We start from the raw sequence: 21,027 nt of genomic DNA, 5'->3' as shown, positions 1-21,027 counted from the left end.
GCGCCGTCGTCCGGGGAGTTATCCCCAGACGACGGTGTAATACGTCGCGGCCGCGCCGATCAGCGCGAAAACCGACGCGCAGGTGACGGTGATCGCCGTCGCGCGCGTGGGAATCACACCCTCGGAATCGGTGAGCCGCAAGGGCACCCAGCGGGCGACGACGGCCAGCCCCATGATCGCCAGCGGCACGAAATACCGGCCCTGCACACCGTCGATGATGTAGAAATCGACCGGCGTGAAAGACATGTACAACGTCACGTAGATCATCGCGACGCTCGCCAGTACGGTCAGCGCCACGATCAGCGTGCGCCGGAAAGTGGCTGTCGCGGTGTTCATCCGGTCGGCGATACCGAAACTCACCGCGAACGCGATCAGGCACGCCAGCATGGAGACGGCGGGCACGTCGACATACGCGAAACCGAGTTCCCCGAAGAACTGGTTGAACCAGCGGTGATCCCGCAGCGCGATACTCTCGCCGAAGGTGTGCACGAATTGCGCCGGGTCGCTGAGGATTCCCTTCAGCTGATCACCCGGGCGCACCTCGTACCACTGGTGCGGCGGCCGCATCAGGCCCATTCCCTCGCCGGTCGGCGCGGCGATCTTGGTCCAGGCCAGGAAAAGCGCGCCGCCCGTCGCGGCGAATGCCCACGGAATCAGCTTGAGTTTCCCGGTGAAACCGAGCCGGTCGGCCGGGACGATCACGACGAGCATCGCCAGCAGCACATAAGTCGGCTTGCTCAGCGGGAGCGCGATCGTGGCGGCCAGCAGCGCGCCGGTTTCCACCGGCCGCAGCCGGTCACCGATGAACAGCGCCTTCAGCAACAGCGCCGACACCATGATCGCGAGCGCGTTGGTGAGCGTGTCCGCGGTGACGGTGCCCGCCTGGAACAGCGCGATCGGCAGCACCGCGACGGTGAACACCAGCCACTGACTGCGCCGCTCGCGCAGCGCGTACAGCGCGAAGCCGACCACGGCCAGGTAGGCCACCAGCCCGGCCAGCCTGGTCAGCAGGTACATCCCGCCGACGTTCAGGCCGAGCGCCTCGCCGAGCCGGATGCCGACGGCGGCGGGCACGTACGGCACCGGCGAGTACGCGGCGGTGTTGGTGAACCACATCTGCTTGGTGGCCGAGCCGATCTCGGCCGCGCCGAGCCGGTCGTAGGCGCCGGGGTCGGCCACCATCGCGTCGGGCTCGTCGGGGTTGTCGTTGTAGTCGCGGAAGGCGTAGCCCATCAGCGCGTCCACGCTGACCGGGATCTGGCCGCCGTAGGCGACCCCGCGGTCGTCGGCGATGCGCTGCGGGAGCACCCCGCCGTGCGCCACCTGGTAGGCCCGGCCGAACTGGGTCAGCTCGTCGTGACCCCAGAACGGCGGCGTGAGCACGGCGAACAGGGCGCCGAACACGGTGGCGACCACCGCGAAGGCGACCGTGGCCGCGCCCAGCCTGGCGGTCAGGGTGTGGACCGGCGCGAGGACGCGATCCTTGGCGCTGGGTGCGGGCGGTGCGGTCTTGCTGAGCTCGACGGCGGTGTCCGGCTCGGTGGAAGTCGTCACCGACGGTCTCCGGCGGCGACGTCGTCGTGCGCACCGGCGGCCGAATACCGCAGGTAGACCAGGCGCGCCGCCTCGTGGCGGGACCGGCGGATGCCGTCGAGGATCATGCCGGCGGTCCACGCGAGGCTGCCGAGCAGCATCAGGGTGAACGCGAAGAACAGCGTCGGGAACCGCGCCACCTCGTGGGTGTCGTAGAACTCGACCACGATCGGGACGGTCAGGATCAGCGACACCAGCCAGGCCAGCGTGCCGAACAGGCCGTAGAACGCCACCGGGCGCTCGTGCCGGGCCAGGCCGAGGATCAGCGCCAGGATCTTGGTGCCGTCGCGGTAGGTGCGCAGTTTGGACTCGCTGCCCGCCGGGCGGTCACGGAAACCGACCTGCACCGCGGTCTGCGGCACCCGCAGGTGCAGCGAGTGCACGGTCAGCTCGGTCTCGATCTCGAACTCGCGGGAGACGGCCGGGAAGCTCTTGACGAAGCGGCGCGAGAACACCCGGAAACCGCTCAGCATGTCCTCGACGTTCTCGCCGAAGACCTTGCCGACGACGCCGTTGAGCACCTTGTTGCCGGTCTCGTGGCCGGAGCGGTAGGCACTGGTGTCGCTGTCGTCCTGCTTGCGCACACCGAGCACGTGATCGTAGGGGCCGTCGAGCAGCGTCTTGATCATCAGCGGTGCCGCGGACGCCTCGTAGGTGTCGTCACCGTCGATCATCAGGTAGACGTCGGCCTCGATGTCGGCGAAGGCGCGGCGCACCACGTTGCCCTTGCCCTTGGTGTTCTCGTAGCGCACGATCGCCCCGGCCTCGCGGGCGCATTCGGCGGTGCGGTCGGTGCTCAGGTTGTCGTAGACGTAGACGACGATCCCCGGCACGGCGGCCTTCAGGTCGGCGACGACCTTGGCGACCGCGGCCTCTTCGTTGTGGCAGGGGACCACGGCGGCAATGCGAAGCTCGGTGGAGTCCACCCGGGTCAATCCTCGATGTAGGCAGCAGTGGGACACCGGGAGGGTACACAGCGCACGTCCGATCCGCTCACCCGGTTCAGCGAGCTTAACGCGGGACCGAACGGGCCATCGGTGTACGGTCGGCCCGTGTCCCACCCCGAGTTGTCCGAGCCGGTTCCCGCGTCGTTGATGTCGAAGGTGGTGACGGCGCTGCGGCAGGGCGCCGCGTTCCTCGTCGTCGGCGCGATCGGTTTCCTGGTCGACGCGGGCACCTACAACCTGCTGGTCTTCTGGGGTGGCGGAGTCACCTTCACCGAAGGTGTGCTGTATCACTCGCCGCTGCTCGCCAAGATCATCGCGATCGCGGTGGCGACGGTGGTTACCTACTTCGGCAACAAGTGGTGGACCTTCTCCCACAAGAAGACCGACAACCCGGGTCGCGAATACCTTTTGTACGCGGTCTTCAATGTCGTCGCGATCGGGCTGCAACTCGGCTGCCTCGGCTTTTCCCGCTATGTGCTCGAACTGTCCAGCCCGCTGTCGGACAACATTTCCGGCACGCTGATCGGGCAGATCGTCGCGGTCGTCTTCCGCTATTGGGCCTACGACAAATTCGTCTTCACCGGCTCCTCGGCAACCGAGGAGCAACACGCGCGGGGTGCGGCGACGCCTCACTGACGGCGCGACGTCGGCGGGTGATTGATATCCTCACCCCCGCCTGCCGCGCCGCCCCTTTTCTTCACCTGACTGCTTGCGTCGGCGCAGTCGATACCGAGAATTTCGAGGACTTCATGGAACAGTCGGCTTCGGGAGCCGTGACCGAATCGAACGATCGGCGCGAGGCCGCGCCGGAATCGCTGCGTGGCGAACACGCGGCGCCGGAGCGGCTGGTGCTGGCCAGGGGCATCTTCACCGGCCCGTCGGCGCGGGTGAGCGACGAGCTCTACGCCGTCGTCAAGGGCGGCGCCGCGGTCCGCGAGCGCCTGGCGCTGCACCTGCCCAAGGGCGCCACCGCGCACACCAACACCTACTTCGGCCGTTTCGCGGCCAGCTACTGGCAGCGCTGGACCACCGTCACCGAGGTGACCGTGAACGCGACCCTCGAGGTCGGTGACAAGGCCAATGTGCGCCTGGTCGCCTCCGACATCGCGGGCCACCGCCGCATCATCGCCTCGCTGGTGGCGACCAGCAGCGGCCGGGTCAGCCTGAGCGCCCCGCTCGACCAGTACGTCGACGGTGGCGCGCTGTGGCTCGAGTTCGACGCCATCGGCGGCGCCGTCGACATCACCGACCTCGCCTGGACCGCGCAGGCGCCGGAGAAGGTCCGCCCGGTCGCGATCGCGATCTGCACCTTCAACCGTGCCGAGGACTGCGCGCACACGGTGGCCGCGCTGGCCTCCGACGCGACCGTGCTTGCCGCGATCGACGCCGTCTACGTCGTCGACCAGGGCACCGACCTGGTCGAGAACCGCCCGCTGTTCCAGCAGGTGCGCCCCGACTTCGGCGACAAGCTGCGCTATATCCGCCAGCCCAACCTCGGCGGCGCGGGCGGCTTCACCCGCGGCCTCTACGAGGTGTCGGCGGCCAACGAGCACGCCGACGTCATCCTGATGGACGACGACATCCTCTGCGAGCCCGAGACCGTGCTGCGGCTGCAGGCCTTCGCCAACCTGACCGTCGAACCGACCCTGGTCGGCGCGCAGATGCTGTTCCTGCTCAACCCCGACTACCTCAACGTCGGCGCGGAGGAGGTGCACCTGCACGAGCTCAAGCACGGGCAGAAGGTGCCCAAGGCGCTGCGCAACACCTCCATGCTCAAGAAGAACCAGGAGCGCCGCGTCGACGCGGGCTACAACGCCTGGTGGACCTGCCTGATCCCGGCCGAGGTGGTCGCCAAGATCGGCCTGCCGGTGCCGATCTTCTTCCAGTGGGACGACGTCGAGTACGGCATCCGCGCGCGTGAGCACGGTTTCGTCACCGTCACCCTGCCCAACGCCGCCGTCTGGCACGCCGACTTCTACTGGAAGGACTACGACGACTGGGCGCGCTACTTCTCCACCCGTAACTCGCTCATCGTCGGCGCCCTGCACACCGATCTCGACGGCAAGGCGATCACCAAGGACTTCTTCCGCTACATCGCCGAGCACCTGGTCGGCATGCAGTACGGCCTGGTGCACACCACGCTGCAGGGCATCGAGGACTTCATGAAGGGTCCGCAGGTGCTGCGCGACGGCGGCATCGACGCCCTGGCGGCGGCGCGCGGCACCCGCGGCGACTACCCCGAGACCATCAAGCACCCCGCCGCGACCCCGCCGGTGAACTCCGCCGACATCCAGGTCCGCCGCGCCAGCGGTGAGCCGAGCCGGGTCACCCTGGTGCTGATCAAGCGCGCGATCACGCAGTGGACCGGGCGCACCCAGCCCGGTCTGATCGGCGTCACCCGCGAGGACGCGCACTGGTGGCACGTCGGCCTGTTCGACCACGTGGTCGTCACCGACGCCTCCCAGTCCGGCGTGCGCGTGCGCCGCCGCGACAAGGCCCGCGCCCGCGCCCTGCTCATCCGCACCTACCGCACCCTGCGCAAGCTCCGCAAGGAACTGCCCGCGCTGCAGGCCGCCTACCGGAACGCGGTGCCCGAGCTGACCAGCCGCGAGAACTGGGCCAGGCTCTACGGGATCGATCCCAGCTGAGATCGTCGACGCCGCGTCGGAATCTGTTCCGGCGCGGCGTTTCTCGTGACAGCGAACAGCCCCGGTGCGGAACCGGGGCTGTTCGCGTAGCTGGTCAGCCGAGCAGGATCAGCAACAACGTCAGCAGGAAGAACACCCCGAGCACCGCGAACGGCAGCCAGAGGAAGATCACCCCCGGCGTCTTCTGCGGCTCCCACCCGATGGCGCCCTGGAAGAACACCGCCGCCGGCGACCGGTAGTACACCTTGCTCCCCGGCCCCGGCCCGACCGGCACCTGGATCTCCGCGGGCCCCATATCGAACAGCCACGGCGTCACCACCCGCACGTGATACTGCCCCGGCCCCACCGGCACATGCGTCTGCCCCCACCGAGCATCCGGCACCGGCTGCCCATTGACGAAGATCTTCGGCTTCACCAGCGCCAGCATGAACGAGGCCCACACATACGACGAATCCACCGTCAGCCCAGGCGGGTTCGGCCCCTGCGGCGCCCCGCTCACCGCAGGCCCACCGAACTGCCCCGGCCCGCCCTGCGGCGGCTGCCCGAACCGACCCGGTGCTCCCTCAGGCGAATGCCCGTGCGGTGGTTGACCATCGGGACCGAACGGGGCGGCACCGTGCGGTGGCGTCCCGCCGAATTGCCCTGGTGCTCCCGCGACCTGGTGATCACCTGTCCCGAATCGGCCAGGCTCACCTGGTGGTTGTCCACCGGGGCCGAAGTAGCCGGGCCCGCCGTGCGGTGGTTGGCCGCCGGAGCCGGCTTGGCCGGGGCCGCCGTGCGGTGGTTGTCCGCCGGGGCCGGCTTGGCTGGGGCCGCCGTGTGCCTGGCTGCTGAGCCCAGGTTGGCCGGGTTCCCCGAGTGGTTGGCCACCGAAGCTGGGTTGGCCAGGCCCGCCGAGTAGCCCGGGTGCTCCCGCGACCTGGTGGTCGCCGGTGCCGAACGGGCTGGCTGGGGGCGGTGGTGGCCCGCCGAATTGCCCTGGTGTTCCAGGGGGCTGGTGGTCGCCGGTGCCGAACGGGCCAGCCGTGTGCGGTGGCGGTCCGCCGAGTAGCCCAGGTGCTGCCGCGACCTGGTGATCACCTGTCCCGAATCGGCCAGGCTCACCGGGTGGTTGTCCGCCACCGGGGCCGAAGTAGCCGGGCGTGCCGTGCGGTGGTTGACCACCGGGGCCGGGGTAGCCAGGGCCGCCGTGTGGTTGGCCGCCGGGGCCCGGTTCGCCGTGTGGCAGTTGGCCGCCGGGGCCGGGTTGGCCGGGGCCGCCGTGCGGCGGTGGCTGGCTACCGGGACCGAACTGGCCCGGCCCGCTGTGTGGGGGAGGACCACCCGGAGCGAAGTGGCCGGGCGCGCCGTGGGGTGGCTGGGCACCCGGGACGAACCGGCCGGGTCCACCCTGGGGTGACGGACCGCCCAGCTGGCCGGGTGCGCCTGGCGGTGGGTTGCCGCCGGGGCCGAATCGGCCCGGTGTGCCCAGCGGTCCGCCCGCTTCGCCGGCCGGCGTCTCGTCAGGGGGCGGGCTGGCGAAACCGTCGAACGAAACGGTGGCCGAAGGGCGGTGCGGCGGTGGGAATCCCGGCTGCCCGGCTCCACCGGGCGCTCGACTCGGCAGCGCGCCGAACCCGGGCGGCGTCTGCGGATGCCCGACGCCCGCATCCTGCGGTCGCCCAGCACCGGCCGGTTCGCCGAAGCTCGGCGGCGGTCCGCCGAACCCGGCCGGTGGGGGACCGGAAGTGGCCGGACCGAATCCCGGCGTACTGGGTTCCGACGGTGGTTGGCTCCCGGGGCCTGTGGTTGGTCGGCCGAAGCCGGGGCCACCGGAAGGTTGGCCGGGGCCGGCGGGAGGCTGGCCGAATCCGGGAGCGCCGGGCCCGCCCGGCTGACCGAATCCCGGCGGCGGAGTCCCAGGACCACCGAATCCGGGTGGCGGAGTTGCCGGTCCACCGAATCCCGGTGGGGGAGGGCCGGGCCTGCCGTGGCCGGGCTGGGGGAACTCCGGCCCGCTCACCGACCACGGCTCGCCGGTCGGCGGGTGGCTCGGATCGGGCCGCGATGTGCCGCTGCCGGATTCGCTGGAATCCGTGGATCCCGGCTCGTCGGGGCGGTGTGATGGTGGTGGAAAGTCGCCGGGGCTATTCATTTATCCCTCCCGGATAGCGAACCGTGCGCCCGAACCCTACCCCGGCGTCGCGTCCCCGGCCGGGCGAGGACGGGCGGATGCGGCCTTCGTCGGCGGACCGGATCCGCGGACGAGGACACCGCGCTCCGGTGCAGGCAGAGACCCGCACCGGAGCGTAGTGATCATTTGTCCAGGTAGCTCAGCGTCGCCCGCGTTCGCGATACTGGCGACGCTGCTCCTTGGCGATGGTGCGCCAGACCTGGGCGCGTTCGGCGGCCAGGCGCTTGTCGGTGCGGGCCGCCATCCACTCGTTCTCCTTGGCGAGTTTGCGGTAGCTCGCCAAGCGGCGTTCGGGCAGCGAACCGTCGGCGAGCGCGGCCAGCACCGCACACCCCGGTTCGGTCTCGTGCACGCAATCGGCGAAACGGCATTCGGCGGCGAGCGATTCGATATCGCTGAAGGTCTTGCCGATGCCCTCGGCCGCGTCGTACAGCCCGATGCCGCGCAGCCCCGGAGTGTCGATGAGGGTGCCGCCGCCGGGCAGCGGCCGCAACTCCCGATGCACCGTGGTGTGGCGGCCCTTGCCGTCGACCGCGCGGACGGCGTTGGTGGCGAACACCTCCGCGCCGAGCAGCGCGTTGGCGAGGGTCGACTTGCCCGCGCCGGACGGCCCGATCAGCGCGACCGTGCCGGACAGCAGCGCGGTGAGCACATCGAGCCCCACCTCGGCGGTGGAGCTCACCGCGAGCACCGTCGCACCGGGTGCGACCGCGCGCACCTCGTCGAGCGGGATATCCACCGCCGCATCGGCTTTGGTGAGGACCACGATCGGCTGAGCATTGCTCTCCCAGGCCAGCGCGAGCATCCGCTCGATCCGGCCCAGGTCGACGTCACCGTCGGCGGCCGTGCAGATCAGCACGGTATCGACATTCGTCGCCAGCACCTGGGCGACCGAGCGCCCCGACACCGAAGAGCGGGTGATCGCCGAACGCCGCGGCAACAGCCGCCGCACCGTGTTGTCGGCATCGAGACCGACCCAGTCGCCGGTGCACAGCCCGGTGAGATCGCGCGGGCAGGCGGCCCTGGTGGGCCCGATCGGGGTCACCACATCGCATTCGCTGCGGTCCATCCGGACGATGCGCGCGGGCGCGAGGTCGCCGAGCAGGGGCAGGTATTCGGAAGCTACGGCTTCGGTCCAGCCGTAAGGGACGAGACGGTCGTGATCGACCATGAGGGAAGGTCCTTCGTCGGGGCCGAGCCCGACGGCGGGCTCAGCGAGAAGAGTTCGGGGTGGAGTCCACGTCGGCGGTGTGCGCACGCACAGCCCGCCGGGGCACGGCAATCCTCACGACCACGGACATCCACCTCCTCGTCTCTTCTCGCTGGTCCCCAGACCATGACACATCGCCGCGAACCACGGCAACCGATTTATTTCGGCTCGGGCTTACCGAACTGCTCGTTGCGCCCGAGCGAGCGCAGCCGGAACCATTCGCGCAGGCCGGCCGGGTCGCGCCGGGTCACCAGGAAGAACCAGGAGAACCGGATCCACTCCTGTGGCAGCAGCTTGCGCATGCCCGGCTGCGACATCAGGTAGCCGCGGTTGCGGTAGGTGAAGTAGCGCTTGACCGGGTCGTCCGGGTACTGGGTGTGCATCCGGCCGCCGAGGATCGGCTTGAACTCCTCGGCACCGTTGGGGTGCAGGTACGCCGTCTGCAGACAGGTGCCGAACGGCAGACCGGAGCGGACCAGGCGGCGATGCACCTCCACCTCGTCGCCGCGCACGAAGAGGCGCAGATCGGGCACGCCGATCAGGTCGACGGCCTTGGCCGAGATCAGCGCGCCGTTGAACAGCGAGGCGATGCCGGGCAGGAAGTCCTCGTCACCGAGTTCGGAGCGCAGCCGCCGCCACACCACCCCGCGACGCAGCGGGAAGGCGAGCCGGTCGGGTTCGTCGATATCGCACACCACCGGCGACACCTCGACGAGGTTGTGCCTGCGCGCGCAATCGAGCAGCGTCGCCAGCACCTCGGGTCCGTCCGGGCGGCCGTCGTCGTCGGCCAGCCACACCCAGTCCGCGCCCATGGTGAGCGCGTGCAGCATGCCGAGCGCGAAGCCGCCCGCGCCGCCGAGATTGTGCCGCGAGCCCAGGTAGGTGGCCTCGATCGGCTGCTGGGCGACCAGCTCGGCGACCTCGTCCTCGTTGGCGTTGTCGACGACGATCAGATGATCGATCGGCCGCGACTGCGAGGCCAGCACCTTCAGCGACTCGGCGAGCAGCTCGCGGCGCTTGTGCGTGACGACGACGCCGATGATCCGCGCCTGCGGCCCGGTCTCGGTGTGCAGGTCGGCCGGCTCGGCCCCCGGCGGCAGCTCGGCGTCGTCGGGCAGCACGGTGGTGTCGGCCTCCAGCCGATCGGTCATGCTGAACCCGCCGGGCACCGCCGGTTTACCGTCGTCCGCACTCATGCCTTGTTCTGCTCCAGTTCTCGTTCGCCGTCCGCGCCGTCCGCGCTCTCGGTCTCCAGCTCACGCAGCACCTGTGCCACGTGGTTACCCGCGTCGGGACCCTCGTACGCTCGCACGACTTCTTCGATGCCGCCCTGCAAGCGGATCTGACCGTGGTCGACCCACATCGCGGTGTCGCACAGCTGGGCGAGGAATTCGTTGGAATGGCTGGCGAAGACGAGGATGCCCGAGCGCGCCACCAGCGACTGCAGCCGCGTGCGCGCCTTCTTCATGAACTCCGCGTCGACCGCGCCGATGCCCTCGTCCAGCAGCAGGATCTCGGGGTCGATGGAGGTGACCACGCCCATCGCCAGGCGGACCCGCATGCCGGTGGAGTAGGTGCGCAGCGGCATCGACAGGTACTCGCCGAGCTCGGTGAAGTCGGCGATCTCGTCGATCTTGGACATCATCTGCTTGCGGGTCTGCCCGAGGAACAGGCCGCGGATGATGATGTTCTCGTAGCCGGAGATCTCCGGGTCCATGCCGACACCGAGATCGAACACCGGCGCCACCCGGCCGCGGATGCGCGCGCTGCCGCGCGAGGGCTCGTAGATGCCCGACAGCAGCCGCAGCAGGGTCGACTTGCCCGCGCCGTTGTGGCCGACCAGGCCGACCCGGTCGCCTTCCTTGAGCGAGAGATTGATGTCGCGCAGCGCCTCGACGACCACCACATCGGAGCTGTTGCGCCCGATCGCGCCGCCCGCCTTGCCGAGGAACGCCTTCTTCAGCGACCGCGACTTGGCGTCGAAGATGGGGAACTCGACCCACGCCTGCTGGGTTTCGATACTCACACGGCTCATCGGGGACTGCTCCTAAACCCAGTACGGGACGCGGGCACGGTACTGCTTGAGCGCCAGGATCGCGACGATCCAGCCGACCACCGTGATGGCGCCGACGATCGCCCAGTGGTGCCATTCCGACGGCTCGCCGAGCAGTGGCGCGCGCACGATCTCCAGGTAGTGGAAGGTGGGCACGATCTCGATCAGCTTGGCCCGGTCGCTCATCCCGCCGACCGAGTTCTCCAGCGCCTTGGTCGACCACATGACCGGGGTCAGCACGAACAGCATCAGCGTCATCGAGCCGAGGATCGGGGCGATGTCGCGGTAGCGGGTGGAGAAGATGCCGAACACGATCGACACCCACATGGCGTTGAGGAACAGCAACACGATCGCGGGCACGGCCAGCAGCACCGACCAGTTCAGATCGCGCCAGAGCGCGAACGCGACCAGCAGGACCGCGTAGATCGCGGCATTGTGGATGAAGAACAGGAACTGCCGCCAGACCAGGCGATACACGTGCACGCTCAGCGCCGACGGCAGCTGTTTGATCAGGCCCTCGTTGGCGATGAACACATCGGAACCCTCGAGGATCGAGGCGCTGATGACGTTCCAGACGATCAGGCCGATCGTCACATACGGCAGGTACTCGCTGATCGGCTGATCGAGCAGGGTCGAATAGAGCAGACCCATCGCCAGCGCCTGGAGGCCGGTCGCGATGGTGATCCAGAACGGGCCGAGCACCGAGCGGCGGTAGCGCTGCTTGATGTCCTGCCAACCCAGCGACAGCCATAGCTCGCGTTGATGGAAGCCGTCCCGCATGTCCTTGAAGGCGCGCCGGAAGGTCTGCGAGTCCGACACCATCGGCTCCGCGACCAGCAGGGGCGAATCCGTGGTGTGCTCGGCGTCGGCGATCTCGGCCAGCTCGGCCTCGGTCACCGGTGGGTTGTCGTCGGAATGCACGGGGCTCTCTTCGGTACGCGCGTCACTCTGGTCGGAGACCGAATCGGGACGAGCGGCAGCTGCGGGCACGGTCCCCGACCTTACAGGGTGGATCGGTGGCCGGTACGGCGTGTTCGGCCGGTCCGGGGCTACAGGTACTGCCCGCCGCCCACGTGGCCACCGGCCTTCTGATCACCCGCGTGCATGCCCGGCGGCAAGGCGCCCTGACGCATCTGTTCCAGCTGGGCGCGGGCGGCCATCTGCTGGGCGAACAGCGCGGTCTGGATGCCGTGGAACAGGCCCTCGAGCCAGCCGACCAGCTGGGCCTGGGCGATCCGCAGCTCGGCGTCCGAGGGCACCGACTCGTCGGTGAACGGGAGGGTCAGGCGCTCCAGCTCCTCGCGCAGCTCGGGCGCCAGGCCCTGCTCGAGTTCGCGCACCGAGGACTTGTGGATCTCCTTGAGCCGGGACCGGCTGGCGTCGTCGAGCGGAGCCGCCCGCACCTCCTCGAGCAGCTGTTTGATCATGGTGCCGATGCGCATCACCTTGGCGGGCTGCTCGACCATGTCGGCCAGCGACTCACCCGAATCGGCGTCGTCGGTGGCGCTCTGCGCGTTCTCGGGCACGACCTGCCCGGTGAACGTGGCGCCGCCGTTCTGATCGGCGGGCACGGTGAGCGGACGGCCGTCGGGGCCGATCACGACGATGGATTCCGGTACATCCTCGGAGTGCGTCATATCCCCATCATTGCGTGTGTGGCAGGTTCGCGCTAAAACCCCGACGCGGTTACACCGGGACGCCCGCTGCCCTTAAAGTGGCGGGCATGACTTATGACGTCGCGAGGGTTCGGGGCCTGATACCGTCCCTGGGCGACGGCTGGATCCACCTGGACCCGCAGGCGGGGATGCTCGTTCCCGACTCGGTATCGCGTGCCGTCTCAACAGGTTTCCGCACCTCCTCGTTTTCCCATATCGGCCGCCACGGTGCGGCGACCCGCAGCGGCGCGATCCTCGACGCCGCGCGTGAGGCGGTCGCCGATCTGGTCGGGGGAGATCCGGCCGGCGTCGTGCTCGGACCCGATCGCGCGGTCCTGCTGGCCTGGCTGGCGGAATCGCTGAGTTCCCGGCTCGGTCTCGGCACCGGCATCGTGCTGTCCCGGCTCGACGACGAGGCCAATGTGGCCCCGTGGCTGCGCATCGCCAACCGCTACGGCGCGCACGTGCGCTGGGCCGAGGTCGAGATCGAGACCTGTGAGATGCCGTCCTGGCAGTTCGAGGAGCTGATCGGCCCGACCGCGCGGCTGGTGGCGCTCACCGCGGCGTCCCCGATCGTCGGCTCGGCGCCCGCGGTCCGGGTGGCCGCCGACCGGGTGCACGACGTGGGCGGCCTGCTGGTCGCCGACGCGTTCGGCGCGGCGCCCTACGCCCTGATCGACATCGACGAACTCAACGCCGACGTGGTCGCCCTGAGCGCGCCGTCGTGGGGCGGCCCGCAGGTGGGCGCGCTGGTGTTCCGCGATCCGGCCTTCCTCGACCGCATCCCGTCGATGTCGCTCAATCCCTATGCCAAGGGTGCTGAACGGCTCGAGGTCGGCGGCCATCAGTACGCGCTGCTGGCCGGGCTCACCGAGTCGATCGACTTCCTCGCCGGACTCGACGAGCGGGCGCGCGGTACCCGGCGCGAACGGCTCGAGATGTCGATCACCTCGCTGCAGGACTATCACGACCAGCTCTTCGACCACCTCATGCAGGTGCTCGACAAGATCGACAACCTCACCGTGATCGGCCGCGCCTCCACCCGCATCCCCACCGTCAGTTTCACCATGGCCGGGATGCAGGCGGAGAAGGTGGCGGCCAAGCTGGCCGACAACCGGATCGGCACGGTCAGTGGCGTGCACGGCGGCAGCAGGCTGCTCGACGCGCTCGGCGTCAACGACGAGGGTGGCGCCGTCACCATCGGCCTGGCGCCCTACACGACCCGCTACGAGATCGACCAGCTCGGTCGCGCCCTCAGCTCGCTCGAATAGTCACCGGACGCGCAGCACGACCTTGCCGAAGGTCTCCGGCGAATCGAGCAGTTCGTGCGCGCGCCCGGCCTCGGTGATCGGCACCTCGGCGGAGATCACCGGCACCACCTCGCCCGCGGCGATCAGCGGCCAGAGCCGTTCGCGCACCGCCGCCACGACCTCGGCCTTGCTGCCGGCGCCGACGCGCGGCCGGTTGCGCACGTTCGTCGCGTGCACCGTGCCCCACTTGCCCAGCAGCGTGCCCAGATTCAGCTTCCCGGCGACACCGCCCTGCATCCCGATGACCACCAGCTGTCCGTGTGGGGCCAGCGCCTCCACATTGCGCTCCAGGTACAGCGCGCCCATGTTGTCGAGGATGACATCCGCGCCGAAGCCGCCCGCGGGCGACGGCTCGGCCGCGACCACCGCGACGAAGTCCTGCGTCTTGTAGTCGATCAGCAGTTCGGCGCCCAGCTCGGCGCACTTGGTCAGCTTCGCGGCCGATCCGGCCGTCACCGCCACCCGCGCCCCGAGCCGTCGCGCCACCTGGATCGCGTGCGTCCCGATCCCGCCGCCGCCACCGTGGATCAGCACCAGCTGTCCCGCCCGCAGTCCGGCCGTCAGCACCAGGTTCGACCACACCGTCGTCGCCACCTCGGGCAACCCCGCTGCCGCGACCAGATCGAGCCCGTCCGGAATCGGCAGCAGCTGGGTGGCGGGCACCGCGACCAGCTCGGCGTAACCGCCGCCGGACAGCAGCGCGCACACCCGATCCCCGATCCGCCAGTCCCGCACGCCGTCGCCGAGCGCGACGATCGTCCCCGAACACTCCAGTCCCGGCACCGAACTCGCGTCGGCGGGCGGCGGGTAGAACCCCCGCCGCTGCAACACATCCGCCCGGTTCACCCCGGCCGCGGCGACCTCGACCACCACCTCGCCCGGCCCCGGCTCCGGATCGACCGTGACGGTCCACTCCATCACCTCGGGCCCGCCGAACCCGTTCAATTCGATCGCCTGCATCAGGCCTGGCCGCCTCTCCGGGTCGCCGCGGTCGCGGATGCGTCCGCTAACATCTCACTCTAGGGAGACGTGGCAGAGCGGCCGAATGCACTCGCCTTGAAAGCGAGCGTCGCGAGAGCGACCGGGGGTTCAAATCCCTCCGTCTCCGCCAAGCTGTTCCGCCTCTCCGCGATTCTTGGCCAGACCTGGGTGCGTGGGGAGGTGGGGACGCGGCCGGGGGTGTGTTGATCGGCTGCGTTGGCTGTTGTCGGTGAGTTACCCATGTTCTCGCTTGATCAGGTGGTCTCGTCCCAGGCCTGGATTGAGGTCTGGTCGACGATGCGGCCGTCGCGGACGTCGGCCATGGAGTGGACCAGGACTCGGGTTCCGTCGGGGTAGCGGCAGGACTCGACGAAGGCGACGTGGTCGCCGTCCATCAGGACGCTCTCCAGTTTGTGGGTCATCTCCCGTGAGCAGACGTCGTCGAACATCTCGCCGATCGCCGAACGTCCGTGCAGCACACGGGGATGGCTGGGCTGGTCGTTGTGGTCGACCATGCGGATCTCGGCGTCGTCGCCGTACAGTGCCAGCAGTGTGGTCGCGTCGCGGCCTTCGATGCCACGGCGCAGTGCTTCGGCATCGAATCCCGAACTGGATGCGGTGCTCATCTCGGTCTCCCTCGCTCGTCGCCCAACGAGCCGGACCAGGGCGATTCGGCCCGTACTCCAGCACATTACGCCCGCGAACCCGTCGACGGAACGCCCGAATTCAGCGGACCGGAGCGGCCCGTTTGGCGATGGCCGTGATCGGGACCGGCTCGACGCGTTCGATGCCGTCGAGCGCGCCGATCCGCTCGGTGAGGTAGTCGAACAGGGCATCGGCGTCGCGGCACACCACGATCGCGACCAGGTTGGCGGTGCCGGTGGTGCCGCCGACGAACGCGGTCTCCGGGTGCGCCGACATGGCGCGGGCGACGGCGACGAGCCGAGCGGGCGCGACCGTCAGCCACAGCGCGGCCTGAACTGGGAAACCGAGCACCGCGGCATCGATCTCCACATCGAAGCGCAGCACGCGCTGCCTGCGCAGTTCGTCCACCCGGCGGCGCACCGCCGATTCCGACCAGTCGACCGCGCGCGCCAGCCGCGCGTAGTCGGCGCGGCCGTCGACGGCGAGGGCGGGCAGCAGCCGCCGGTCGAGGTCGGTCATCGTGACCGGGTCGGGGCGTTCGAGCAGCGGCGGGGCCAGCGCGTCGACCTGCTCGGGCGTCAGCGCCGACGTCCGGCCCTGCCAGCGCCGATCGGTCAGGTGCCGCAGCAGCCGCTGCACCTGCACCGTCTCGACCTGGGGATGCCTGGCCAGCGCGTCCAGCGGGACCGCGGCCTCGGCGCCGACCTGGAAGAAGCTGCTGATCTCGGCGCCACCGGCGAGCACGCTCACCCACGACGTGTCCGGCCTGCGCGCCAGCGCTCGCGCGAGGGTCGCCGCGCCGCCGGGCCGGACCCGGATCCGGACCAGCCACTCCGCGTGCCCGACCAGTCCGCTGGCGGCGATCCCGGTGACCCGCGCCAGCCCGTGCTCGCGCAACCGTGCGAACCGGCGCGCCACCGTCCGATCGGCGACGTCGAGCACCTCGCCGATCCGGCTGAACGAGGCCCGGCCGTCGACCTGCAGGGCGTGCAGCAAGCCCAGATCGACCGCGTCCAGCCTGACCGAATCCACCAGATCAGCGTAGGACGTGTCGGATTCCGGCGCAGCGGCCGAGGATCGGCGACATCGACCGAGGCCGGACCAACGATCGAGGCATGACAGCAGACATCGACGGCATCCACCACGTCGGCATCCTCACCCGCGATCTCGACGGCCTGGAGCGCCGCTACCGCTCCCTCGGCTTCACCCTCACCCCGCGCTCGCGCCACCTCCTCGCCGCCGCACCGGGGGAGCCGCCCGTCGCCGGCTGCACCGCCAATCTGTGCGCGGTCTTCCAGGACTCCTATCTCGAGCTGCTCGGCATCGTCGACGAAGCCGCGCCCGACCCGTGGCACACGAAGGCGATGGCCGACCAGTTCGAGGGGCTGCGCCTGCTCAATCTGGAGACCTCCGACGCGGAGAAGGCCGACCGGCTGCTGACCGAGGCCGGGTTGCGCACCTCCGGGGTCCTCGACCTCGAGCGCCCGGTCGACACCGGCGACGGGCAACGCACCCTGCGGGCCCGCGCCGTCCATGTCGACCCGCGCGCCACCCCCGAGACCTACCTCGGCGTCGCCCAGCACCTGACCCGCGAATACGTCCACCAGCCCCGCTACCTGCGGCACCCGAACGGTGCCCGCGGCCTCGGCTCGGTGCTGTACGTCGTCGCCGACACCGACTTCGCCGCCGTCGTCGACCGCTACCAGCGCGTCCTGGACCGCGCGCCGGAGCGTGAAGGTCCGCTCGTCATGTTCGGTGTCGGCTCGGCGCGGCTCGAATTCGTCCGGGCGAGCGACGCCGACCAGCTCCTGCCCGGCGAGCCCGCGCCCGCCGCCTCCTACCCGGCCGCCCTGACCGTCCGCGTCGACGACGTCGTGGCGGCCCGCGACCTCGTCGACGACGCGGGCACCCCGACCGTCGCGACCGCCGACGGCTTCTTCGTCTCCGCCGCCGACGCCTACGGCGCCGGTCTCTTCTTCACCGCCTGAGGACCCACCATGTTCACCACCCTGCTGCTGCTGTTCGTCCCCACCCTGCTCCTGCGCCTGCTCGGCGCGGTCGGCGTCCCCCGGTTCGCGACCTGGCGGGTGTGCGCCGCGCACGGGCTCGCGTTCATGCTCGTCGCCACCGGCACAGCGCATTTCGTGCCCGACAGCGTGACGGTGATGCCGAGTCACGACGACCTCGTCGCGATGGTGCCGTCGGCGGTGCCGTTCCCGCACGCGATGGTCTACCTCACCGGCGTCCTGGAACTGCTCGGCGCGCTCGGCCTGATCGTCGCGTCCACCCGCGCCGCGACCGGCATCGCCCTGGCCGTGCTGTTCGTGCTGCTCCTGCCCGCCAACGTGTACGCGGCACTGGAGGACATCCCGCTCAACGGGGAACCGCCAACGCCGTTGTGGTTCCGGATTCCCGAACAGCTCGTCTTCCTCACGGTGGCGCTGTGGGCCACCGGCGCCGCTCAGTTGTCGGCGCGTTTGACGAAGTTGGGGCGGATGTCCAGGTCGGGTTCGTCGTAGTACCTGTGGAAGGTGGGGGTCAGGCCCGAGGAGATCGGCGGGTTGATCCAGCTCCAGTCGGTGGGGCAGCGTCTGCCAGCGGCCTCCTCGCGCTGGACGTGATCGCAGAACTGCTTGGCGACCGTGTGGTGGTCGACCATGTGCACACCCGAGGTCCGGAAGCTGTGCAGCACCGCGTGATTCAGCTCGATCAGCGCCTTGTCGCGCCACAGCGTGCGCACCGAGGAGGTGTCGAGCTCCATCATGTCGGCGATCAGCGGCAGCATGTTGTAGCGATCGGAGTCGCTGAGATTGCGCGCGCCGATCTCGGTGCCGACGTACCAGCCGTTGAACGGGGCGAATGGGTAGGTGACGCCACCCACCTCCAGATCCATATTCGACACCGCCGGTAGCGCATGCCATTTCAGCCCGAGGGTGGCGAACCACGGGTAGTCGGGGTGGGTCAGATCGACCTCCCGGACCAGCTCGCGCGGCACGTCGAAGTACCGCAGATCCTCGTCGGGCGTGCTGATGAGGACGGGCAGCACGTCGAAAGGGGTGCGCGCGCCGCGCCAGCCCAGCGCCATCGCCTGCTCGGTGGCGGCGATATTGGCCGGATCGCCCGTGACGGTGCCGTCGCCGTTGGGATAGCCCGCGTAGCGGATCAGCTGGGAACTCACGATCCGGTACTCGCCACCGCCGGGGACGAGCTGCGGTCCGACCGTGATCATCGACTGGATCGCGCCGCCGTTGGTGGCCAGGCGCAGATGCTGCCAGCACGCCTCGGAAAGCTCTCGCGCGGAAGTAACTCGGCGGGCGTCCAGGAGTTTGAGCGAACGCCAGTGTTTGCGGCCGACGCAGCGCGCGTGGTTGCGCCAGGCCAGTTTGGCGCCGATCAGGATCTCCTCGGCGGTCTGCCGATAGGTGCCGGTTTCGCGTAGTTCGGCGAGCGCGCCGAGACGACGCTGGGTGGGTAGATGACCCAATTCGGGATTGCGGAAGAACTCGTCGCATTCGCGCAGCCGACGATCGAGGTCGGTGGCGGGCGGTGCGGCGACGACGATGTCACCGGCCGAAGTGACTGGGGTGGAGCCTTTTTCGCAGACAGCAGGGCGAGAACGTTGGTTCACGGTACATCTCCGGTCGGGCAGCAGGGTGCAGGGCCGTGCGGGCGTACCCGGGGATGCGGGGTATTCGCCCGCCGAGAACACACTGCCCGACCGGTGGCGCGCGCCGACCAGGTAATCGGTCGAGCGTCGCCGCATGCATAGTCGTCCTGTTCGAACACCGAGATTCGCTGCGAGCCAGCCTACGACCGGTGTGCTGGCGGTGTGCTCGAAATCGCGGTAATCCCACCGCGACTGGCGTCAAGACATGCTGACCGTGTGCTGACCTAACGGAATCGGGCGGCGTTCTCCGGTGCCGTGGCGAACGCCAGGAATTGCTCGTTCTCGTGCGGATCGCCGATCGTCACGCGCACGCCGTCGCCGGCGAACGGCCGCACCAGCACGCCGGCGGCGGCACTCGCCTCGGCGAAGGCGGTGGTCCGCTCGCCCAGCGGCAGCCAGACGAAGTTGGCCTCGCTCGACGGCACCTCGTACCCGGCCGCCAGCAGCGCGTCCCGCACCTGGTGGCGCTGCGCGACCAGGACATCGGTCCGGTCCAGGAGTTCGCCACGGGCCTCCAGCGAGGCGATCGCCGCCGCCTGCGCCACCCGGTTCACGCTGAACGGGATGTGCACCTTCAGCAGCGCGGTGATCACCTCGGGATCGCCGACGGCGTAGCCGACGCGCAGGCCGGCCAGGCCGTAGGCCTTCGAGAAGGTCCGCAGCACCACCACATTCGGCCGCGTGCGCCCGATCTCGACGCCGTCGGGACGGCTCTCCGGGGTCAGCCGGAGGTACTCGTAGTAGGCCTCGTCCAGCACGACGAGCACGTGCGCGGGCACCCGGTCCAGGAACCGCTCCAGCTCCGCGCGCCCGTGCGCGGTGCCGGTGGGGTTGTTCGGATTGCAGACGAAGATCAGCTTGGTGCGCTCGGTGACCGCGTCGGCCATCGCGTCCAGGTCGTGCAGGTGGCCCGCGGCGAGCGGCACCGGCACGGCGGTGGCATTGCCCACCTGGGTGACGATCGGGTACGCCTCGAACGAGCGCCAGGCGAAGACCACCTCGTCGGTCGGCGCGTCACAGGTGATCTGCACGAGCTCCTGGCACAGCGCGACGCTGCCGCAGCCGACGGCCACATTCGCGACCGTGACGCCGAGGAAGTCGGCCAGCGCGGCCCGCAGCTCGGTGACCTGGTTGTCCGGGTACCGGTTGGCCTGCTCGGCCGATTCCGCGATCGCCTTCGCCGCGCTCGGCAGCGGCCCGAAGGTCGTCTCGTTCGACGCGAGCTTCACCGCATCGGGGTGGTTCTTGCCGGGAACGTAGGCCGGGATCGTCGCGAGGTCGGGCCGGATGTGCGCTGTCACGCCTCCACCCTACGGTGACACGTCATATCGATGCGCGCCGCCGCCGGTCAGGCCTACCCAACCGCAGTTTCGCCGCCTACGCTGGGTTTATGTCGGGGACCTACGACGATGTCGCCCCACTCAGGTCGGTGGAGCCCACCGCCGTGGCGGGTGGCGCCGAAACGGCAGCCGTCGCCACGCGCACCGCTGTGCCCATCACGGTCGTCGAGCCGGAGCGCATCGCCCGCGGCGGCATCGTGGTCCTGCACGAATCCAGGGAATTCTCGCCACAGCTGCTCGATCTGATGCGGTCCCTGGCCTTCGAGGGCTGGATCGTCGTCGCGCCGCATCTGTTCGACCGGATCGCCGACGAGCAGGTCAACGAGGTCTTCGGCGACGAACTCTTCGACGACTTCGACGCCGGCTTCGACTGGCTCACCCGGCGCGGCGTCTTCCCCGACACCATCGGCGTGCTCGGCTTCGACACCGCGGGCACCGCCGCCTTCCTGGTCGCCACCACCCGCCCGATCGGCGCCGCGGTGAGCGTGGCCGCCCCCGGCATCACCGATCCGCTCCCGGACCAGGACGCCGCCCTGGTCGAGATCGCCGCCGCGTTGCAGGCGCCGTGGCTCGGCCTGTTCGGCGCCGACGACCCGGCCACCCCACCCGACGCGGTCGACCGGCTCCGCGACGAGGCCGCCCGGGCGAATGTGGCCAGTCTCACCATCACCTATCCGGGCCTCAGCCACCGCGCCGATCGCCCCGATCCGGACGACGACGCCGCCACCGCCATCCGGATCGACTCCCAGACCCGCATCTACGACTGGTTCGACAGCAACTTACGGTAGTTGACCAGGCGTTTTGG

Annotated in this window: 20 protein-coding genes and 1 tRNA gene; 7 read left to right on the top strand and 14 right to left on the bottom strand. The window is 69.9% G+C overall.

All coding sequences use genetic code 11. The annotated features are described in order from the left end of the window. Nucleotides 1-18: 18 nt before the first annotated feature. Together ACFVW6_RS08955 and ACFVW6_RS08950 are read right to left on the bottom strand one after the other, a co-directional pair. Nucleotides 19-1,554 carry a DUF2142 domain-containing protein gene (locus ACFVW6_RS08955; protein ID WP_378824799.1) on the bottom strand — a complete coding sequence of 512 codons (1,536 nt, stop codon included), beginning with the start codon at nucleotides 1,552-1,554 and terminating at the stop codon, nucleotides 19-21. Then, on the bottom strand, nucleotides 1,551-2,519 hold the full coding sequence (locus ACFVW6_RS08950) for a glycosyltransferase (RefSeq protein ID WP_355284084.1): 969 nt from the start codon (nucleotides 2,517-2,519) through the stop codon (nucleotides 1,551-1,553). The genes ACFVW6_RS08955 and ACFVW6_RS08950 overlap by 4 nt, the downstream gene beginning before the upstream one ends. A 126-nt stretch (nucleotides 2,520-2,645) precedes the next feature. Between ACFVW6_RS08950 and ACFVW6_RS08945 the strand changes: the two genes are divergently transcribed. Together ACFVW6_RS08945 and ACFVW6_RS08940 are read left to right on the top strand one after the other, a co-directional pair. Next, the gene (locus tag ACFVW6_RS08945; protein WP_365009624.1) at nucleotides 2,646-3,176 is read left to right on the top strand and encodes a GtrA family protein; all 531 of its coding nucleotides are present in this window, start codon (nucleotides 2,646-2,648) and stop codon (nucleotides 3,174-3,176) included. A gap of 113 nt (nucleotides 3,177-3,289) precedes the next feature. Next, nucleotides 3,290-5,188 (top strand): glycosyltransferase, encoded by a 1,899-nt coding sequence (locus ACFVW6_RS08940; RefSeq protein ID WP_378824802.1) that lies wholly within the window; start codon nucleotides 3,290-3,292, stop codon nucleotides 5,186-5,188. 94 nt (nucleotides 5,189-5,282) lie between these two features. On the opposite strand, the gene ACFVW6_RS08935 is transcribed toward ACFVW6_RS08940, so the two are convergent. From ACFVW6_RS08935 to ACFVW6_RS08905, 7 genes are all read right to left on the bottom strand, one after another. Then, the gene (locus ACFVW6_RS08935; protein WP_378824804.1) at nucleotides 5,283-5,687 is read right to left on the bottom strand and encodes a hypothetical protein; all 405 of its coding nucleotides are present in this window, start codon (nucleotides 5,685-5,687) and stop codon (nucleotides 5,283-5,285) included. Then, entirely contained in the window at nucleotides 5,684-6,310 is a 627-nt protein-coding gene (locus ACFVW6_RS08930) for a hypothetical protein (RefSeq protein ID WP_378824806.1), read from the bottom strand. Before ACFVW6_RS08930 ends, ACFVW6_RS08935 begins: the two co-directional genes overlap by 4 nt. Nucleotides 6,311-7,500: 1,190 nt before the next feature. After that, nucleotides 7,501-8,532, bottom strand: a complete 1,032-nt coding sequence (rsgA, locus tag ACFVW6_RS08925; protein ID WP_378824810.1) for a ribosome small subunit-dependent GTPase A — start codon at nucleotides 8,530-8,532, stop codon at nucleotides 7,501-7,503. A 197-nt stretch (nucleotides 8,533-8,729) separates the two neighbouring features. Further along, nucleotides 8,730-9,767, bottom strand: a complete 1,038-nt coding sequence (locus ACFVW6_RS08920) for a glycosyltransferase family 2 protein (RefSeq protein WP_355284070.1) — start codon at nucleotides 9,765-9,767, stop codon at nucleotides 8,730-8,732. Next, nucleotides 9,764-10,606 (bottom strand): ABC transporter ATP-binding protein, encoded by an 843-nt coding sequence (locus tag ACFVW6_RS08915; RefSeq protein WP_355284068.1) that lies wholly within the window; start codon nucleotides 10,604-10,606, stop codon nucleotides 9,764-9,766. Before ACFVW6_RS08915 ends, ACFVW6_RS08920 begins: the two co-directional genes overlap by 4 nt. Before the next feature lie 12 nt (nucleotides 10,607-10,618). Beyond that, nucleotides 10,619-11,446 carry an ABC transporter permease gene (locus ACFVW6_RS08910; protein ID WP_355284102.1) on the bottom strand — a complete coding sequence of 276 codons (828 nt, stop codon included), beginning with the start codon at nucleotides 11,444-11,446 and terminating at the stop codon, nucleotides 10,619-10,621. 227 nt (nucleotides 11,447-11,673) lie between these two features. Beyond that, complete coding sequence (locus tag ACFVW6_RS08905) at nucleotides 11,674-12,261, bottom strand: bacterial proteasome activator family protein (protein WP_378824813.1); 588 nt, start codon at nucleotides 12,259-12,261, stop codon at nucleotides 11,674-11,676. Between the two features lie 86 nt (nucleotides 12,262-12,347). Between ACFVW6_RS08905 and ACFVW6_RS08900 the strand changes: the two genes are divergently transcribed. Beyond that, a complete protein-coding gene (locus ACFVW6_RS08900; RefSeq protein WP_378824815.1) occupies nucleotides 12,348-13,550 on the top strand; it encodes a cysteine desulfurase-like protein in 1,203 nt (400 codons plus the stop codon). On the opposite strand, the gene ACFVW6_RS08895 is transcribed toward ACFVW6_RS08900, so the two are convergent. Further along, a complete protein-coding gene (locus ACFVW6_RS08895) occupies nucleotides 13,551-14,549 on the bottom strand; it encodes an NAD(P)H-quinone oxidoreductase (protein WP_378824817.1) in 999 nt (332 codons plus the stop codon). Between the two features lie 63 nt (nucleotides 14,550-14,612). Here ACFVW6_RS08895 and ACFVW6_RS08890 point away from each other — a divergent pair. Then, nucleotides 14,613-14,700: transfer RNA gene (locus tag ACFVW6_RS08890), tRNA-Ser, on the top strand. Between the two features lie 124 nt (nucleotides 14,701-14,824). Here the strand turns inward: ACFVW6_RS08890 and ACFVW6_RS08885 are convergent. Together ACFVW6_RS08885 and ACFVW6_RS08880 are read right to left on the bottom strand one after the other, a co-directional pair. Beyond that, entirely contained in the window at nucleotides 14,825-15,196 is a 372-nt protein-coding gene (locus ACFVW6_RS08885) for a nuclear transport factor 2 family protein (protein WP_355284057.1), read from the bottom strand. A gap of 100 nt (nucleotides 15,197-15,296) precedes the next feature. Further along, entirely contained in the window at nucleotides 15,297-16,247 is a 951-nt protein-coding gene (locus tag ACFVW6_RS08880) for an Lrp/AsnC family transcriptional regulator (RefSeq protein WP_378824819.1), read from the bottom strand. 83 nt (nucleotides 16,248-16,330) lie between these two features. Between ACFVW6_RS08880 and ACFVW6_RS08875 the strand changes: the two genes are divergently transcribed. Together ACFVW6_RS08875 and ACFVW6_RS08870 are read left to right on the top strand one after the other, a co-directional pair. Further along, entirely contained in the window at nucleotides 16,331-17,203 is an 873-nt protein-coding gene (locus tag ACFVW6_RS08875; protein WP_378824821.1) for a VOC family protein, read from the top strand. A 9-nt stretch (nucleotides 17,204-17,212) separates the two neighbouring features. Beyond that, a complete protein-coding gene (locus ACFVW6_RS08870; protein ID WP_378824823.1) occupies nucleotides 17,213-17,734 on the top strand; it encodes a hypothetical protein in 522 nt (173 codons plus the stop codon). Here the strand turns inward: ACFVW6_RS08870 and ACFVW6_RS08865 are convergent. Further along, on the bottom strand, nucleotides 17,677-18,777 hold the full coding sequence (locus tag ACFVW6_RS08865; RefSeq protein ID WP_378825687.1) for a nitric oxide synthase oxygenase: 1,101 nt from the start codon (nucleotides 18,775-18,777) through the stop codon (nucleotides 17,677-17,679). The genes ACFVW6_RS08870 and ACFVW6_RS08865 overlap by 58 nt on opposite strands. A 329-nt stretch (nucleotides 18,778-19,106) precedes the next feature. Then, the gene (gene hisC, locus ACFVW6_RS08860; protein ID WP_378824825.1) at nucleotides 19,107-20,183 is read right to left on the bottom strand and encodes a histidinol-phosphate transaminase; all 1,077 of its coding nucleotides are present in this window, start codon (nucleotides 20,181-20,183) and stop codon (nucleotides 19,107-19,109) included. Between the two features lie 89 nt (nucleotides 20,184-20,272). Between hisC and ACFVW6_RS08855 the strand changes: the two genes are divergently transcribed. Continuing rightward, a complete protein-coding gene (locus ACFVW6_RS08855; RefSeq protein WP_378824827.1) occupies nucleotides 20,273-21,010 on the top strand; it encodes a dienelactone hydrolase family protein in 738 nt (245 codons plus the stop codon). Nucleotides 21,011-21,027 lie beyond the last annotated feature (17 nt).

Origin of the sequence: Nocardia sp. NPDC058244, from assembly GCF_042882065.1 — a bacterium.
Classification (GTDB): Bacteria; Actinomycetota; Actinomycetes; order Mycobacteriales; family Mycobacteriaceae; genus Nocardia.
The sequence above is the reverse complement of the archived record's forward strand: the minus strand, read 5'-3'. Positions and strand labels throughout refer to the sequence as shown.

What these genes read in the sequence shown, in the direction of transcription:
- ACFVW6_RS08895 (WP_378824817.1), bottom strand. Translation starts at nt 14,549, where the DNA reads ATGCAGGCGATCGAATTGAACGGGTTCGGCGGGCCCGAGGTGATGGAG.
- ACFVW6_RS08885 (WP_355284057.1), bottom strand. Translation starts at nt 15,196, where the DNA reads ATGAGCACCGCATCCAGTTCGGGATTCGATGCCGAAGCACTGCGCCGT.
- ACFVW6_RS08915 (WP_355284068.1), bottom strand. Translation starts at nt 10,606, where the DNA reads ATGAGCCGTGTGAGTATCGAAACCCAGCAGGCGTGGGTCGAGTTCCCC.
- ACFVW6_RS08940 (WP_378824802.1), top strand. Translation starts at nt 3,290, where the DNA reads ATGGAACAGTCGGCTTCGGGAGCCGTGACCGAATCGAACGATCGGCGC.
- ACFVW6_RS08910 (WP_355284102.1), bottom strand. Translation starts at nt 11,446, where the DNA reads ATGGTGTCGGACTCGCAGACCTTCCGGCGCGCCTTCAAGGACATGCGG.
- ACFVW6_RS08875 (WP_378824821.1), top strand. Translation starts at nt 16,331, where the DNA reads ATGACAGCAGACATCGACGGCATCCACCACGTCGGCATCCTCACCCGC.
- ACFVW6_RS08905 (WP_378824813.1), bottom strand. Translation starts at nt 12,261, where the DNA reads ATGACGCACTCCGAGGATGTACCGGAATCCATCGTCGTGATCGGCCCC.
- ACFVW6_RS08855 (WP_378824827.1), top strand. Translation starts at nt 20,273, where the DNA reads ATGTCGGGGACCTACGACGATGTCGCCCCACTCAGGTCGGTGGAGCCC.
- ACFVW6_RS08920 (WP_355284070.1), bottom strand. Translation starts at nt 9,767, where the DNA reads ATGAGTGCGGACGACGGTAAACCGGCGGTGCCCGGCGGGTTCAGCATG.
- rsgA (WP_378824810.1), bottom strand. Translation starts at nt 8,532, where the DNA reads ATGGTCGATCACGACCGTCTCGTCCCTTACGGCTGGACCGAAGCCGTA.
- ACFVW6_RS08870 (WP_378824823.1), top strand. Translation starts at nt 17,213, where the DNA reads ATGTTCACCACCCTGCTGCTGCTGTTCGTCCCCACCCTGCTCCTGCGC.
- ACFVW6_RS08900 (WP_378824815.1), top strand. Translation starts at nt 12,348, where the DNA reads ATGACTTATGACGTCGCGAGGGTTCGGGGCCTGATACCGTCCCTGGGC.